The following is a 14,494-nucleotide window of genomic DNA, read 5'->3' on the forward strand; positions in this document are numbered from 1 at the left end:
CCACACGAGCCGAAACGGGGGACGGGACGCGATGGACGCGTACGACGAGGACTCGCGGGGCCCGCAGGGCCCGGACGGGCCGCCCGGGACGCGTCTCCCGGAAGAACCCGCGCAGCCGCCGCCCGCGCCGCCCGCCGGCGCGCCCGAACCGCGCACCGGCGTCGCCGCGCTCTCCCCCGGCTACCGGGTCGCTGCCGCGCTGGCGCTCGCCGTCGTCGCCGTGGCCGCTGGCGTGCACCTGCTGATGGTCTTCCTCAGCCTCGCGCCCGCGAACACCGTGACGAAGCAGCACGGCAAGGTGATAGAGGAGTGGGTCTATCCGGAGTTCGAGCAGAACTGGAAGCTGTTCGCCCCGAACCCGCTGCAGCAGAACATCGCCGTCCAGGTCCGCGCCGAGGTGCGGATGCGGGACGGGGACCTGCGCACCACCGGGTGGACCGACCTGTCCGCCCAGGACGGCGCCGCCATCGACGGCAACCTTGCGCCCAGCCACACCCAGCAGAACGAACTGCGCCGGGCCTGGGACTTCTTCACCGCCACCCACGCCTCCGACAACCGTCCCGTCGGCCTGCGCGGCTCCCTGTCCGAGCAGTACCTGCGACGAATCGCGGTGATGCGCCTGTACCGGGACGATCCGACGAGCCGGGAAGGCGTGATACAGCGCGTGCAGATCCGTTCCAGCACCACCAATGTGCAGCCGCCGCCGTGGAGCCGTGAGCGGGTCTCCGACAAGCCCGCCCTCCGCCTGCTGCCCTGGTGGTCTGTGACCGCCGACGAGGCCGCCGGAGGTGTGCGGTGAACCGTCTGTCCCTGACGCTGTCGCGCGGCATCGCCCGGGTCACCGGGGCGGCCCTCGGGCCCTACCAGAGCGCCGTGATCCGGATCGGTTTCGCCGGGACCTGGCTGCTGTTCCTGCTGCGTGAGTTCCCCCACCGCCAGGAGCTGTACGGCCCCTCCGGACCGTGGGGCTTCAACCTCGCCAGGCAGCTGACCGCCGACAACCACGCCTTCACGGCGCTGTTGTGGTCCGACGGACAGCTCTGGTTCGAGTGCTGCTACGCGCTGGCCGTCCTCGCCGGCGCGGCCCTGATGCTCGGCTGGCGCACCCGGACGGCGTCCGTGCTGTTCATGGTGGGTGTGCTGTCGCTGCAGAACCGCAGCGTGTTCGTCGGCGACGGCGGCGACAACGTCCTGCACCTGATGGCTATCTACCTGGTGTTCACGCGCTGCGGCCAGGTCTGGTCCCTCGACGCGCGGCGCGCTGCCCACGGCGCGGCGGCGCCCGCGGGGGGCGAGCGGGCGCCCGCCGACCGGGTGGGGCCCGTGCTGTGGGCGGTGCTCGGCCTGGCGCTGGGCACGGCGACGGCGACCGGCCGGTTCTTCGACAACGGCTGGCTGATCCAGGCGCTGCTGTGGACGGCCTGGGCGGTGCTCGGCCTGTGGTGGGTCACCGGGCGCCGGGAGGCATGGCGGCAGCCGCGGATGCTGCTGGACGTCATCGCGAACGTCCTGCACAACGGCGCCCTGGTCGTGATCATGGCCGAGGCCTGTCTGATCTACGCCACGGCCGGCTGGTACAAGATCCAGGGCTCGCGCTGGCAGGACGGCACCGCCGTGTACTACCCGCTCCACCTGGACTACTTCTCGCCCTGGCACGGTCTCGCCGACCTGATGTCGTCCAGCGGCACGATCATGATGATCGTGGCCTACGGAACCGTCATGGTGCAGGTCGCCTTCCCGTTCACCCTGTTCAACCGGCGGGTCAAGAACGTCCTGCTGGTGCTGATGATGACCGAGCACGCCGTGATCGCGGTCGTCCTCGGGCTGCCGTTCTTCTCGCTGGCGATGATCACCGCCGACGCGGTCTTCCTGCCGACGTCCTTCCTGCGCCGGCTGGGCGGCCTGGCGGCCCGCGCGCGGGGGCGGTTCGCCCGGCGCGACGGCCGTACGGTCCCCGCGCCGCGCTCCCCGGAGGACAGCGCGGCGGACCACGTAGGGTTCACCGCATGAGCGACCCGCTGAGCCGCTGGCGCGCGCACGCGGACACCGCCGTGCTGCTCGACGGCTTCCACGCCCTGAAGCACGCGCTGCGCTTCGGGGCCGAGGTGCCGGTCGCCGTCACCACGGACCGGCGGGCCGCACTGGCCCTCGCCGAGGAGCTGGCCGGGGACGTGCGCGACGCCCTGGACGCCCTCCTCGCGGAGGTGCCCGGCCAGGCGTACGCCTCGCTCGTCCCGCGCCCCCATCCGACCGGTGTGGCCGCCCTCGCGGTACGGCCCTCCCGCGAGGCCAACCTGCGCGCGCTCGCCCGCACGCCCCGCACCGCGCCCGTCGTCGTCCTGGACAACCCCCGCAACCTGGGCAACGCCGGTGCCGTGATCCGGCTGGCCGCCGGTTTCGGGGCGACCGGTGTGGTCACCACGGGCACGCTCGACCCCTGGCACCCCACCGTGGTGCGCGGCGGCGCGGGCCTGCACTTCGCCACCGCCGTCGAGCGCCTCGGCGCCGGCGAGCTGCCCGCCGGGCCGCTGTTCGCCCTCGACCCGGAGGGCGAGGACATCCGCGGCACCGGGCTGCCCGACGACGCCGTGCTGGCCTTCGGCTCCGAACGCTCCGGCCTGTCGCCGGAACTGCGCGCCCGGGCCGACCATCTGCTGCGCCTCCCGATGCGCCCCCAGGTCTCCAGCTACAACCTGGCCACCAGCGTGGCGATGACGCTGTACCACTGGAGCGCGACCGGCGCCGCGCCCCGGCGTGATCCGAACGGAAGGCTCTAGGCCTCCCGGCGCACCTCCACCACCCGGAAGCGGCTGGCGACGAACGCGCCGTCGGTGAGGGCCGCGTTGGCCGCCGGGTTGCCGCCCGAGCCGTGGAAGTCGGAGAACGCGGCCGTCTGGTTGACGTAGACCCCGCCCGTCAGGTTGAGGGAGAGCTGGGCCGCCTCCTCCATGCAGACCTCCTCGACGGCGCGCTCGGTCCCGGCGTCCGTGGTGTACGCGCCGACCGTCATCGCGCCCTTCTCGCGGACCGTGCGGCGCAGCAGCTCGACCGCGTCCGTCACCGAGTCGACGGCGACGGCGAAGGAGACGGGGCCGAAGCACTCGCTCATGTACGCGGCCTCGTCGTCCGGCTTGGCGCCGTCCAGCTTGACGATGACCGGGGTGCGGACCACCGCGCCCGGGAACTCAGGGTTGGTGATCTCGCGGGACGCGAGGGCGACCTCGCCGAGGCCGGCCGCGGCTTCCAGGCGGGCCTTGACGTCCGGGTTGACGATCGCGCCCAGCAGCGCGTTCGCCCGCGCGTCGTCACCGAGCAGACCGTCGACCGCGCGGGCGAGGTCGGCGGTGACCTCGTCGAACGACTTGGGACCCTGGTCGGTGGTGATGCCGTCGCGGGGGATGAGCAGGTTCTGCGGGGTGGTGCACATCTGGCCGCTGTACAGGGACAGCGAGAACGCCAGGTTGGACAGCATGCCCTTGTAGTCGTCCGTCGAGTGCACGAGCACCGTGTTGACGCCGGCCTTCTCCGTGTAGACCTGCGCCTGGCGGGCGTTGGCCTCCAGCCAGTCGCCGAAGGACGTCGACCCGGTGTAGTCGATGATCTTGATCTCGGGACGGGTGGCGAGGGTCTTCGCGATGCCCTCGCCGGGGCGCTCGGCGGCCAGCGCCACCAGGTTCGGGTCGAAGCCCGCCCCGGCCAGCACCTCCCGGGCGGCCTGGACGGTCAGCGCCAGCGGCAGCACCGCGCGCGGGTGCGGCTTGACCAGGACCGCGTTGCCGGTGGCCAGCGAGGCGAACAGGCCCGGGTAGCCGTTCCAGGTCGGGAAGGTGTTGCAGCCGATGACCAGGCCGATGCCGCGCGGGACCGCGGTGAACCGCTTGGTGAGGGCCAGCGGGTCGCGCTTGCCCTGCGGCTTGGTCCACTCCGCCGTCTCCGGGGTGCGGACCTGTTCCGCGTACGCGTACGCCACCGCCTCCAGGCCGCGGTCCTGGGCGTGCGGGCCGCCCGCCTGGAACGCCATCATGAACGCCTGCCCGCTGGTGTGCATGACGGCGTGCGCGAACTCGTGCGTCCGGTCGCTGATCCGCTTGAGGATCTCCAGACAGACCACCGCCCGGACCTCCGGGCCCGCGTCCCGCCAGGCCCGCTGCCCGGCCCGCATGGCCGGGAGCAGCACGTCGAGGTCCGCGTGCGGGTACGTCACGCCCAGCTCGACGCCGTACGGCGAGACCTCGCCGCCCACCCAGTCGTCCGTGCCGGGCTGGCCGAGGTCGAGGCGGGTGCCCAGCACGGCGTCGAAGGCGGCCTTGCCCGCAGCGGCGTCCAGGCTTCCCCCCTCGCCGTAGGCCTTGGGGTGCTCGGGGTGCGGGGACCAGTAGGCGCGGGTGCGGATGGCCTCCAGGGCCTGGTCGAGCGTCGGCCGGTGTTTCTCGATCAGCTCGGGCGCGGTCAGTTCGGCGGCCATGCGGGACCAACTCCTCGTCTGGAGAACTCGTCGTCGAGTTCGGACCTGGCAGAAAGAGCAGCGGGATGGGACGGTCAGAGCTAGAGTAACCGAACGATCGGTCGGTACAAGGGGGTCCGCCGCATCTGTGGAAAACCCCGTGCGGGAGGATCGCGCACATGACAGGACTCGACCTCAGCAGCCCCGTGGCCGTCGTCGGCACCGGCACCATGGGCCAGGGAATCGCCCAGGTCGCGCTGGTCGCCGGGCACCCCGTGCGGCTCTACGACGCCGCACCCGGGCGGGCCCGGGACGCGGCCGGAGCGATCGGCGCCCGGCTCGACCGGCTCGTCGCCAAGGACCGGCTCACGGAAGCCGGCCGCGACGCCGCCCTCGCCCGCCTGGAGCCCGTGGACAGCCTCGCGGAACTGGCCGGCTGCGGGCTGGTGGTGGAGGCCGTCCTAGAGCGGCTGGACGTCAAGCAGCGGCTCTTCGGCGAGCTGGAGGAGATCGTCGCCGAGGACTGCCTGCTGGCCACCAACACCTCCTCGCTGTCGGTGACGGCCGTCGGCGGCGCCCTGCGCCACCCCGGCCGCTTCGTGGGCCTGCACTTCTTCAATCCGGCGCCGCTGCTGCCGCTGGTCGAGGTGGTCTCCGGGTTCGCCACCGACGTCACGTCGGCCACGCGCGCGTACGAGACCGCCCGCTCCTGGGGCAAGACCCCGGTGGCCTGCGCGGACACCCCCGGCTTCATCGTCAACCGCATCGCCCGGCCGTTCTACGCGGAGGCGTTCGCCGTCCACGAGGCCCAGGCCGCCGACCCCGCCACCATCGACGCGGTGCTGCGGGAGTGCGGCGGCTTCCGGATGGGCGCCTTCGAGCTGACCGACCTGATCGGCCAGGACGTCAACGAGTCCGTCACCCACTCGGTGTGGCAGTCCTTCTTCCAGGACGCCCGCTTCACGCCCTCGCTCGCGCAGCGCCGGCTGGTGGAGTCCGGGCGGCTCGGCCGCAAGAGCGGGCGCGGCTGGTACGACTACGCGGACGGCGCCGAGCGGCCCGAGCCGCACACGGCCGACAAGGAACAGCCGCCCGCCTACGTCGTCGCCGAGGGCGACCTGGGCCCGGCCGCCGACCTGCTGGCGATGATCCGCGAGGCCGGCATCACGGTCCGCCGGGAGGACGAGGACAACGGCACCCGCCTGGTGCTGCCCAGCGGCGGCCAGCTGGCCCTCGCCGACGGCCAGACCTCCGTGGAGTTCCGCGACGTCGTCTACTTCGACCTCGCCCTGGACTACCGCGAGGCCACCCGCATCGCCCTGTCCACCTCCCAGGACACCCTGCCGCAGACCCTCGCCGAGGCCACCGGCCTCTTCCAGGCGCTCGGCAAGAAGGTCAGCGTCATCGGCGACGTCCCCGGCATGATCGTCGCCCGCACGGTCGCCCGCATCATCGACCTCGCGCACGACGCCGTCGCCAAGGGCGTCGCCACCGAGGAGGACATCGACACCGCGATGCGCCTCGGCGTCAACTACCCGCTGGGCCCCTTCGAGTGGAGCCGCGGCCTGCCCCGCGCCTGGGCCCACGAACTGCTGGACGAGCTGCACGAGCGCGAACCCTCCGGCCGCTACGCGCCTTCCCTGGCGCTCTACCGCCACTCGTACGTCCAGGACAAGCGGGAGGGCACCTCATGACCACGGCCAGGCGCGACACCTACACCCCCGAGACGCTGCTCACCGTCGCCGTCCGCGTCTTCAACGAGCGCGGCTACGACGGCACCTCCATGGAGCACCTGTCCAAGGCGGCGGGCATCTCCAAGTCGTCGATATACCACCACGTCAGCGGCAAGGAAGAGCTGCTGCGCCGGGCCGTCAGCCGCGCCCTGGACGGCCTGTTCGCCATCCTGGACGAGGAGCACGCGCGCGTGGGGCCCCCGGCCGGACGGCTGGAGCACGTCGTGCGCCGCATGGTCGAGGTGCTCATAGCCGAGCTGCCCTATGTGACGCTGCTGCTGCGCGTGCGCGGCAACACCGAGACCGAGCGCTGGGCGCTGGAGCGGCGCCGCGACTTCGACCACCGGGTCGCCGAGCTGCTGAAGGCGGCGGCGGCCGACGGGGACGTGCGCGGCGACGTCGAGGTCCGCCTGGCCACCCGGCTGGTCTTCGGGATGATCAACTCGATCGTGGAGTGGTACCGGCCGGACGCGCGGGGCGCGAGCGGCCAGGAGGTGGCCGACGCCGTCGTCAGGCTGGTCTTCTCGGGACTGCGCCAGGACTGACCTCAGTCCTCCGGCTCCAGGTCCTCCTCCTCGAACACCAGCAGCGTACGGGTGCTGAGCACCTCGGGGATCGCCTGGAGCCGGGTCAGCACCAGCTCGCGCAGCGCCCGGTTGTCGGGCGTGTGCACCAGCAGCAGCACATCGAAGTCGCCGCCCACCAGAGCGATGTGGGAGGCGCCGGGCAGCTGTCTGAGCTGCTCGCGGACCGTGCGCCAGCTGTTCTGGACGATCTTCAGCGTGATGTACGCCGACGTGCCGTGCCCCGCGCGTTCGTGGTCCACGCGGGCGCTGAAGCCCCGGATCACGCCGTCCTCGACGAGCCGGTTGATGCGCGCGTAGGCGTTGGCGCGCGAGACGTGGACGCGCTCGGCGACCGACCGTATCGAGGCCCGGCCGTCCGCCTGGAGGATCTTCAGGATGTCCTGGTCGATGGCGTCCAGCGGGCGCGGCGGCGGCGCGGCGCCGTCCTGCGGTCCGGCGGCCATTTGTTCAGCCCGCATGTCCCCCCGCTTCCTCGCCGTGGACGTCCTGCGGCCATTCCAGGCTGTGGAGAACCGTTTGTCCACAGCCTGGGGGCACCTGTAGCCAAAATGTGTCGGCGACCGAACAATCGGTTGGTGAGGCGGGTCACAGACGACGCGCCTCCCGTAGCCACTCCCACGAGGAGGTGCCGTCATGACGGTTCTGGAGCAGCGGGGCGCGTACCGGCCATCGCCGCCGCCCGCCTGGCAGCCCCGTATGGACGCCGCGCCGCTGCTGCCCGACGCCGAGCCGTACCGCGTCCTCGGCACCGAGGCGGCCGGCAAGGCGGACCCCGACCTGCTGCGGCGGCTGTACGCCGAGCTGGTGCGCGGGCGCCGGTACAACACGCAGGCCACCGCCCTCACCAAGCAGGGCCGGCTCGCCGTCTACCCGTCCAGCACCGGCCAGGAGGCCTGCGAGATCGCCGCCGCCCTGGCCCTGGAGGAGCGCGACTGGCTCTTCCCCAGCTACCGCGACACGCTCGCCGTCGTCGCCCGGGGCGTGGACCCCGTCGAGGCGCTCACCCTGCTGCGCGGCGACTGGCACACCGGCTACGACCCCTACGCCCACCGGGTGGCCCCGCTGAGCACCCCGCTCGCCACCCAGCTGCCGCACGCCGTCGGCCTCGCCCACGCCGCCCGCCTCAAGGGCGACGACGTGGTCGCGCTGGCCATGGTCGGCGACGGCGGCACCAGCGAGGGCGACTTCCACGAGGCGCTGAACTTCGCCGCCGTCTGGCAGGCACCGGTCGTCTTCCTGGTGCAGAACAACGGCTTCGCCATCTCGGTGCCGCTCGCCAAGCAGACCGCCGCGCCGTCCCTGGCCCACAAGGCCGTCGGGTACGGCATGCCGGGCCGGCTGGTCGACGGCAACGACGCCGCGGCCGTGCACGAGGTCCTCGGCGACGCCGTGCGGCACGCGCGCGCGGGCGGCGGACCGACCCTGGTGGAAGCGGTGACGTACCGCGTCGACGCCCACACCAACGCCGACGACGCCACCCGCTACCGCGGCGAGGACGAGATCGCCGCCTGGCGCGCCCACGACCCCATCGAGCTGCTGGAACGCGAACTGACCGCGCGCGGGCTGCTGGACGACGCCAGTGCCGAGGCGGCCCGGCAGGACGCCGAGACCATGGCCGCCTCCCTGCGGGAACGCATGAACCGGGACCCCGAGCTGAACCCCATGGACCTCTTCGACCACGTCTACGCCGAGACCACCTCCCAGCTGCGCGAGCAGCGCGCCCTGCTGCGGGCCGAGCTGGAGGCCGAACAGGAGCAGCACGGCGAGCCCGGCGCCCCGGAAGGCGGCGCCCGATGACCACCGTCGCCGTCAAGCCCGCCACCATGGCGCAGGCCCTCACGCGCGCGATGCGCGACGCGATGGCCGCCGACCCCACCGTGCACGTCATGGGCGAGGACGTCGGCACCCTCGGCGGGGTCTTCCGCGTCACCGACGGGCTCGCCAAGGAGTTCGGCGAGGACCGCTGCACCGACACCCCCCTCGCCGAGGCCGGCATCCTCGGCACCGCCGTCGGCATGGCCATGTACGGCCTGCGGCCCGTGGTGGAGATGCAGTTCGACGCCTTCGCCTACCCGGCGTTCGAGCAGCTGGTCAGTCACGTCTCCCGGATGCGCAACCGCACGCGCGGCAGGATGCCCCTGCCCCTCACCGTCCGCATCCCCTACGGCGGCGGCATCGGCGGTGTCGAGCACCACAGCGACTCCTCCGAGGCCTACTACATGGCGACGCCGGGGCTGCACGTGGTCACCCCCGCCACCGTCGCCGACGCCTACGGGCTGCTGCGCCAGGCCATCGCCTCCGACGACCCGGTCGTCTTCCTGGAGCCCAAGCGGCTGTACTGGTCGAAGGACAGCTGGAACCCCGAGCAGCCGACGCAGGTCGAGCCCATCGGCCGCGCTGTGGTCCGCCGGACCGGCCGCAGCGCCACGCTCATCACCTACGGCCCCTCGCTGCCGGTCTGCCTGGAGGCCGCCGAGGCCGCCCAGGCCGAGGGCTGGGACCTGGAGGTCGTCGACCTGCGCTCCCTGGTGCCGTTCGACGACGAGACGGTCTGCGCGTCCGTCCGGCGCACCGGCCGCGCCGTCGTCGTCCACGAGTCCACCGGGTTCGGCGGGCCGGGCGGCGAGATCGCGGCCCGTGTCACCGAGCGCTGCTTCCACCACCTGGAGGCGCCGGTGCTGCGCGTGGCCGGGTTCGACATCCCGTACCCGCCGCCCATGCTGGAGCGGCACCACCTGCCCGGCGTCGACCGCATCCTGGACGCCGTGGCCCGGCTGCAGTGGGAGGCCGAGGGCTGATGGCTCAGGTGCTGGAGTTCAAGCTGCCCGACCTCGGCGAAGGGCTCACCGAGGCGGAGATCGTCCGCTGGCTGGTCCAGGTCGGTGACGTGGTCGCCGTGGACCAGCCGGTGGTCGAGGTCGAGACGGCCAAGGCGATGGTCGAGGTGCCCTGCCCGTACGGCGGCGTGGTCACCGCCCGCTTCGGCGAGGAAGGCACCGAACTGCCCGTCGGCGCCCCGCTGCTGACGGTGGCCGTGGGCGAGCGGGAACCGGAGCCGGAGGGCTCCGGCAACGTCCTGGTCGGCTACGGCACCCAGGCCCCGGCGGCCCGCCGGCGCCGGGTGCGGGCCACCACGGGCGCGGTCGACGGACAGGGCGTCCGGCGCGCGGCCGACGGCAACGGACAGGCGGCGCCGAGCGGCGCCCCGGCCGACGGGCGGGCCACCCGGCGCGCGACCGTTCGGGCCGACGCCCACGCCCCCGCGCGCGAGGCCGCGCCGGCCGTGGCGCAGGCACCCGTCTCCGCAACCACCACTCCCGCCTCCCCGGCCACCCCCACCGCCGCTCCCAGCGAGGGCCCGGTCCCCGTGATCTCCCCCCTCGTGCGCAAGCTCGCCCGCGACAACGGCGTCGACCTGCGGCGGCTGACCGGCTCGGGGCCGGAGGGGCTCATCCTGCGCGCGGACGTCGAGAACGCGCTGCGCGCCGCGGCGGCACCGGTCCGCACGGCCGAGGAGCCGGTCGTACGCGCCCCCGCGGCGCCCGTCGCGCAGGGCGGCGGGACCCGGATCCCGCTCAAGGGCGTGCGCGGCGCCGTCGCCGACAAGCTCTCCCGCAGCCGCCGGGAGATCCCGGACGCGACCTGCTGGGTCGACGCCGACGCGACGGAACTCATGCGCGCCCGCGCCGCGATGAACGCGGCCGGAGGCCCGAAGATCTCCCTGCTCGCGCTGCTCGCCCGCATCTGCACGGTAGGCCTCGCCCGGTTCCCCGAGCTGAACTCCTTCGTCGACACCGAGGCCCGCGAGGTCGTCCGGCTCGACCAGGTCCACCTCGGGTTCGCCGCGCAGACGGAGCGCGGCCTGGTCGTGCCGGTCGTCCGGGACGCCCACGCGCGCGACGCCGAGTCGCTGACCGCCGAGTTCGCCCGGCTCACCGAGGCGGCCCGCACCGGGACGCTGACCCCCGGGGAACTCACCGGCGGGACCTTCACGCTGAACAACTACGGCGTCTTCGGCGTCGACGGCTCCACCCCGATCATCAACCACCCTGAGGCGGCCATGCTCGGCGTCGGCCGCATCGTCCCCAAGCCGTGGGTGCACGAGGGTGAACTGGCCGTCCGCCAGGTCGTCCAGCTCTCGCTCACCTTCGACCACCGGGTGTGCGACGGCGGCACGGCGGGCGGCTTCCTGCGGTACGTGGCGGACTGCGTGGAACAGCCGGCGGTGCTGCTGCGCACCCTGTGAGCCACGGCCTCCCGTGAGACAGGGGATCGGAAGGAGGAACCGGCAGGACATACTCGGAGGGTGACCGACACCGCCCCCGCCGCTCCCGGGACACCCGCTCCCGGGACCCCCCTGCCGTACGACGCCGTCGTGCTGGCCGGCGGTGCCGCCAGGCGGCTCGGCGGGGCCGACAAGCCGGGGCTCCGGGTCGGTGGCCGCGCGCTGCTCGACCGCGTGCTCGCGGCCTGCGCGGACGCCGGGACGACCGTCGTCGTGGCCGCGCCCCGGCCCACCGCACGCCCGGTGCGCTGGGCGCGCGAGGAGCCGCCCGGCGGCGGACCGGTCGCCGCGCTGGAGGCCGGCCTGCGGCTCACCACCGCCGGGCACACCGTCGTCCTCTCCGCCGACCTGCCCTTTCTGGAAAAGCCGGTGCTGCGGCGCCTGGTGAGCTCCCTTCAGGAGACCGGGGCCGACGGCGCGCTGCTCACCGACGCCGACGGACGCGACCAGCCGCTGGTGGCCGCCTACCGCACCGCCGCCCTGCGCCGTGAGCTGACCGCTCTCGCCGCCGCGCACGGCGGCCTCGGCGGACTGCCCCTGCGCCGGCTGACCGGTGCCCTGCGCCTCACCCGCGTCACGGACCCGCGCGCCTCCTTCGACTGCGACACCTGGGACGACATCGCGACGGCCAGGGCACGCATCAGGGAGCATGGGTCTGTGTTGGATGAATGGATCTCCGCAGTCAAGGACGAGTTGGGCATCGAGCTGGACGTCGACACCGGCGTCCTGCTCGATCTGGCCCGGGACGCCGCGCACGGCGTGGCCCGGCCCGCCGCCCCGCTGACCACCTTCCTCGTCGGTTACGCCGCCGCCCAGGGCAAGGGCGGCCCCGAGGCCGTCGCCGAGGCCGCGCGCAAGGCCGCCGCGCTGGCGCTGCGCTGGGAGGAAGAGAACGGCGGGGGCACCCCGGACGCGAGGAGCGGGGGCCCGAGCGCCCCGGACGCCGGATGACCGCCCCCGGCACCCGCGCCGAGGCGTCCGCCGAAGACACCGACGACCTCGACGTCGAGGAGGCCCTGGCACTCGTGAGGGATGCCCACAGGGAGCACCGGGACGACAGCACGGACGACGGCGCCGGCCAGGCGTCCGCCCCGGCCGCCCGGTCGTCCGGCGCGCGGCCCGCGGAACCGCACCGGGCCACGCCCTGGCCCCAGGCCCGGGAGGCCGCCGCGCGTGCCGCGCGTTCCCGAGCCCGCCGGGTCCCCGTCTCCCTGCCGCTCGGCGACGCCCTGGGACTGGCCCTGGCCGCGCCCCTGGACGCGCTCACCGATCTGCCCTCCTTCGACACCTCGGCAATGGACGGCTGGGCGGTCGCCGGCCCCGGACCCTGGCAGGTGCGCGAGGAGGGCGTGCTCGCCGGGCACGCGCAGCCCGAACCCCTCACCGACGGCGAGGCGGTCCGCATCGCCACCGGAGCCCGCATCCCCGCGGACACCACCGCCGTCCTGCGCACCGAGCACGGCCGGATCGACACCCAGGGCCGCCTGCACACCACGCGCGAGATGCTTCACGGCCAGGACATCCGCCCGCGCGGCCAGGAGTGCCGCTACGGCGACCAGTTGCTGCCCGTCGGCACTCTGGTCACCCCCGCCGTCCTGGGTCTCGCCGCGGCCGCCGGCTACGACACGGTCACCGTCGTCCCCCGTCCCCGGGCCGAAGTCCTCGTGCTGGGAGACGAGTTGCTCACCGAGGGCCTGCCGCACGACGGGCTGATCCGGGACGCCCTCGGCCCCATGCTGCCGTCCTGGCTGCGCGCGTTCGGTGCGGACGTCATCGCCGTACGCCGGATCGGCGACGACGCCAAGGCACTGCAGAAGGCGATCACCCGTTCCGCCGCCGACCTGATCGTCACCACGGGCGGCACGGCGGCCGGACCCGTCGACCACGTCCACCCGGTCCTGGAACGCCTCGGCGCGGAACTCCTCGTCGACGGCGTCAAGGTGCGCCCCGGCCACCCCATGCTGCTGGCCCGCACCAAGGACCACCAGCACCTCGTCGGCCTGCCCGGCAATCCCCTCGCGGCCGTCTCCGGCCTGCTCACCCTCGCCGAACCGCTGCTGCGGACCCTCGCCGCCCACCCCGCCCCCGAGGCGTACACGCTGCCGCTGAGGGAGGCGGTGCACGGGCACCCGCACGACACCCGGCTCATCCCCGTGGTGCTGCGCGGCGACCATGCCATGCCGCTGCACTACAACGGTCCGGCCATGCTCCGGGGCGTCGCCGCCGCCGACGCGCTGGCCGTCGTACCGCCGGGCGGGGCCCGGCAGGGCGAGGAGGCCGAGCTGCTGGACCTGCCATGGGCGACCGCCGGAATCGGGGTGTGTTTCACGTGAAACTTCCGGGCCATGACGCCATCGCCCGCCAGGCGGGCGAACATCTGGTGACCCATCGGGTGAAGCTCCCGCGAAAAGTGGTGGAGCGTCCCATCCGCCAGGTCGTCAAGCGGCTCGTCATGGCCCTGGTGGTGCTGGTCGCCACCGCGCTGGTCGTCTACGCCGACCGCGAGGGCTACCGCGACAGCTCCGACGGCCCCGTCGACCTGCTCGACGCGTTCTACTACGCGACCGTCACCCTCTCCACCACCGGCTACGGCGACATCACCCCGGTCAGCGACGGCGCCCGGCTGACCAACATCCTCGTCATCACGCCCCTGCGCGTGCTGTTCCTGATCATCCTGGTCGGCACCACGCTGGAGGTCCTCACCGAACGCACCCGTGAGGAATGGCGCCTGAACCGCTGGAGGTCCACCTTGCGCGACCACACCGTCGTCGTCGGTTTCGGCACGAAGGGACGGTCGGCCATCCAGACCGTCTGCGTGACCGGGCTGAAGAAGGAACAGGTGGTCGTGGTCGACCCCAGCTCCAAGGCGATCGACGCGGCCACCGCCGAGGGCTACGCGGGTGTCATAGGCGACGCCACCCGCAGTGACGTGCTCCGACGGGCCGAGGTGCACAAGGCCCGGCAGATCATCGTCGCCCCGCAGCGCGACGACACCTCCGTCCTCGTCACGCTGACCGCCCGCCAGCTCAACCGCACCGCGAAGATCGTGGCCGCGGTCCGCGAGGAGGAGAACGCCCCGCTGCTCAAGCAGTCCGGCGCCGACGCCGTCATCACCAGCTCCGGCGCGGCCGGCCGTCTGCTCGGACTGTCCGTGCTCAGCCCCGCGGCCGGCATGGTGATGGAGGACCTGATCCAGCAGGGCAGCGGGCTCGACCTCGTCGAACGGCCGGTGGTCCGCGGCGAGGTCGGCAAGACACCGCGGGAGACGGACGACCTGGTGGTGAGCGTCCTCCGCGGACACCGGGTGCTCGGCTACGACGACCCGTCCGTCGGCACGCTCCAGCTGACGGACCGGCTCATCACCATCGTCCGCGCCACGCCGGAGACCCGGGTCACCCCGGGCATCCGCCCCCTGCCACCGGGATGACCGGACGCCGGGGGAGTA

Annotated in this window: 13 protein-coding genes; 11 read left to right on the top strand and 2 right to left on the bottom strand. The window is 73.7% G+C overall.

Annotated elements, in window-relative coordinates:
- The first annotated feature begins 31 nt into the window (after positions 1-31).
- From AB0947_RS10795 to AB0947_RS10805, 3 genes are read left to right on the top strand one after another with little or no spacing between them, the layout of a single operon-like run.
- Complete coding sequence (locus AB0947_RS10795; protein WP_366749993.1) at positions 32-799, top strand: DUF5819 family protein; 768 nt, start codon at positions 32-34, stop codon at positions 797-799.
- Positions 796-2,010 carry an HTTM domain-containing protein gene (locus AB0947_RS10800; protein ID WP_366749994.1) on the top strand — a complete coding sequence of 405 codons (1,215 nt, stop codon included), beginning with the start codon at positions 796-798 and terminating at the stop codon, positions 2,008-2,010. The genes AB0947_RS10795 and AB0947_RS10800 overlap by 4 nt, the downstream gene beginning before the upstream one ends.
- A complete protein-coding gene (locus AB0947_RS10805; RefSeq protein ID WP_366749995.1) occupies positions 2,007-2,777 on the top strand; it encodes a TrmH family RNA methyltransferase in 771 nt (256 codons plus the stop codon). The genes AB0947_RS10800 and AB0947_RS10805 overlap by 4 nt, the downstream gene beginning before the upstream one ends.
- Here AB0947_RS10805 and paaN read toward each other — a convergent pair.
- Entirely contained in the window at positions 2,774-4,465 is a 1,692-nt protein-coding gene (gene paaN, locus AB0947_RS10810; RefSeq protein ID WP_366749996.1) for a phenylacetic acid degradation protein PaaN, read from the bottom strand. The two genes, AB0947_RS10805 and paaN, sit on opposite strands and share 4 nt — an antisense overlap.
- 158 nt (positions 4,466-4,623) lie before the next feature.
- On the opposite strand from paaN, the gene AB0947_RS10815 reads away from it, so the two are divergent.
- Complete coding sequence (locus AB0947_RS10815; RefSeq protein ID WP_366749997.1) at positions 4,624-6,138, top strand: 3-hydroxyacyl-CoA dehydrogenase; 1,515 nt, start codon at positions 4,624-4,626, stop codon at positions 6,136-6,138.
- The gene (locus AB0947_RS10820) at positions 6,135-6,722 is read left to right on the top strand and encodes a TetR/AcrR family transcriptional regulator (RefSeq protein ID WP_366749998.1); all 588 of its coding nucleotides are present in this window, start codon (positions 6,135-6,137) and stop codon (positions 6,720-6,722) included. The genes AB0947_RS10815 and AB0947_RS10820 overlap by 4 nt, the downstream gene beginning before the upstream one ends.
- A 2-nt stretch (positions 6,723-6,724) precedes the next feature.
- On the opposite strand, the gene AB0947_RS10825 is transcribed toward AB0947_RS10820, so the two are convergent.
- Complete coding sequence (locus AB0947_RS10825) at positions 6,725-7,207, bottom strand: Lrp/AsnC family transcriptional regulator (RefSeq protein WP_171159880.1); 483 nt, start codon at positions 7,205-7,207, stop codon at positions 6,725-6,727.
- Between the two features lie 190 nt (positions 7,208-7,397).
- On the opposite strand from AB0947_RS10825, the gene pdhA reads away from it, so the two are divergent.
- Genes pdhA through AB0947_RS10855 form a run of 6 tightly spaced genes read left to right on the top strand, consistent with a single transcriptional unit; the run spans position 7,398 to position 14,476 of the window.
- Positions 7,398-8,561 carry a pyruvate dehydrogenase (acetyl-transferring) E1 component subunit alpha gene (pdhA, locus tag AB0947_RS10830; RefSeq protein WP_366749999.1) on the top strand — a complete coding sequence of 388 codons (1,164 nt, stop codon included), beginning with the start codon at positions 7,398-7,400 and terminating at the stop codon, positions 8,559-8,561.
- Positions 8,558-9,562: an alpha-ketoacid dehydrogenase subunit beta gene (locus tag AB0947_RS10835; RefSeq protein ID WP_366750000.1), complete on the top strand. Its 1,005-nt coding sequence runs from the start codon at positions 8,558-8,560 to the stop codon at positions 9,560-9,562. The genes pdhA and AB0947_RS10835 overlap by 4 nt, the downstream gene beginning before the upstream one ends.
- Positions 9,562-11,010, top strand: coding sequence for a dihydrolipoamide acetyltransferase family protein (locus AB0947_RS10840; RefSeq protein WP_366750001.1), 1,449 nt, complete (start codon positions 9,562-9,564; stop codon positions 11,008-11,010). The genes AB0947_RS10835 and AB0947_RS10840 overlap by 1 nt, the downstream gene beginning before the upstream one ends.
- 60 nt (positions 11,011-11,070) lie before the next feature.
- On the top strand, positions 11,071-12,000 hold the full coding sequence (locus tag AB0947_RS10845) for an NTP transferase domain-containing protein (protein WP_366750002.1): 930 nt from the start codon (positions 11,071-11,073) through the stop codon (positions 11,998-12,000).
- Positions 11,997-13,382: a molybdopterin molybdotransferase MoeA gene (locus tag AB0947_RS10850; RefSeq protein WP_366750003.1), complete on the top strand. Its 1,386-nt coding sequence runs from the start codon at positions 11,997-11,999 to the stop codon at positions 13,380-13,382. The genes AB0947_RS10845 and AB0947_RS10850 overlap by 4 nt, the downstream gene beginning before the upstream one ends.
- Positions 13,379-14,476, top strand: coding sequence for a potassium channel family protein (locus AB0947_RS10855; RefSeq protein WP_366750004.1), 1,098 nt, complete (start codon positions 13,379-13,381; stop codon positions 14,474-14,476). Before AB0947_RS10850 ends, AB0947_RS10855 begins: the two co-directional genes overlap by 4 nt.
- Positions 14,477-14,494: the final 18 nt, after the last annotated feature.

Source organism: Streptomyces sp. NPDC047841, from assembly GCF_040704085.1.
GTDB classification, from domain to species: Bacteria; Actinomycetota; Actinomycetes; order Streptomycetales; family Streptomycetaceae; genus Streptomyces; species Streptomyces argyrophylli.

What these genes read in the sequence shown, in the direction of transcription:
- AB0947_RS10820 (WP_366749998.1), top strand. Translation starts at nt 6,135, where the DNA reads ATGACCACGGCCAGGCGCGACACCTACACCCCCGAGACGCTGCTCACC.
- AB0947_RS10815 (WP_366749997.1), top strand. Translation starts at nt 4,624, where the DNA reads ATGACAGGACTCGACCTCAGCAGCCCCGTGGCCGTCGTCGGCACCGGC.
- AB0947_RS10825 (WP_171159880.1), bottom strand. Translation starts at nt 7,207, where the DNA reads ATGGCCGCCGGACCGCAGGACGGCGCCGCGCCGCCGCCGCGCCCGCTG.
- AB0947_RS10795 (WP_366749993.1), top strand. Translation starts at nt 32, where the DNA reads ATGGACGCGTACGACGAGGACTCGCGGGGCCCGCAGGGCCCGGACGGG.
- AB0947_RS10850 (WP_366750003.1), top strand. Translation starts at nt 11,997, where the DNA reads ATGACCGCCCCCGGCACCCGCGCCGAGGCGTCCGCCGAAGACACCGAC.
- AB0947_RS10840 (WP_366750001.1), top strand. Translation starts at nt 9,562, where the DNA reads ATGGCTCAGGTGCTGGAGTTCAAGCTGCCCGACCTCGGCGAAGGGCTC.
- AB0947_RS10805 (WP_366749995.1), top strand. Translation starts at nt 2,007, where the DNA reads ATGAGCGACCCGCTGAGCCGCTGGCGCGCGCACGCGGACACCGCCGTG.
- paaN (WP_366749996.1), bottom strand. Translation starts at nt 4,465, where the DNA reads ATGGCCGCCGAACTGACCGCGCCCGAGCTGATCGAGAAACACCGGCCG.
- pdhA (WP_366749999.1), top strand. Translation starts at nt 7,398, where the DNA reads ATGACGGTTCTGGAGCAGCGGGGCGCGTACCGGCCATCGCCGCCGCCC.
- AB0947_RS10835 (WP_366750000.1), top strand. Translation starts at nt 8,558, where the DNA reads ATGACCACCGTCGCCGTCAAGCCCGCCACCATGGCGCAGGCCCTCACG.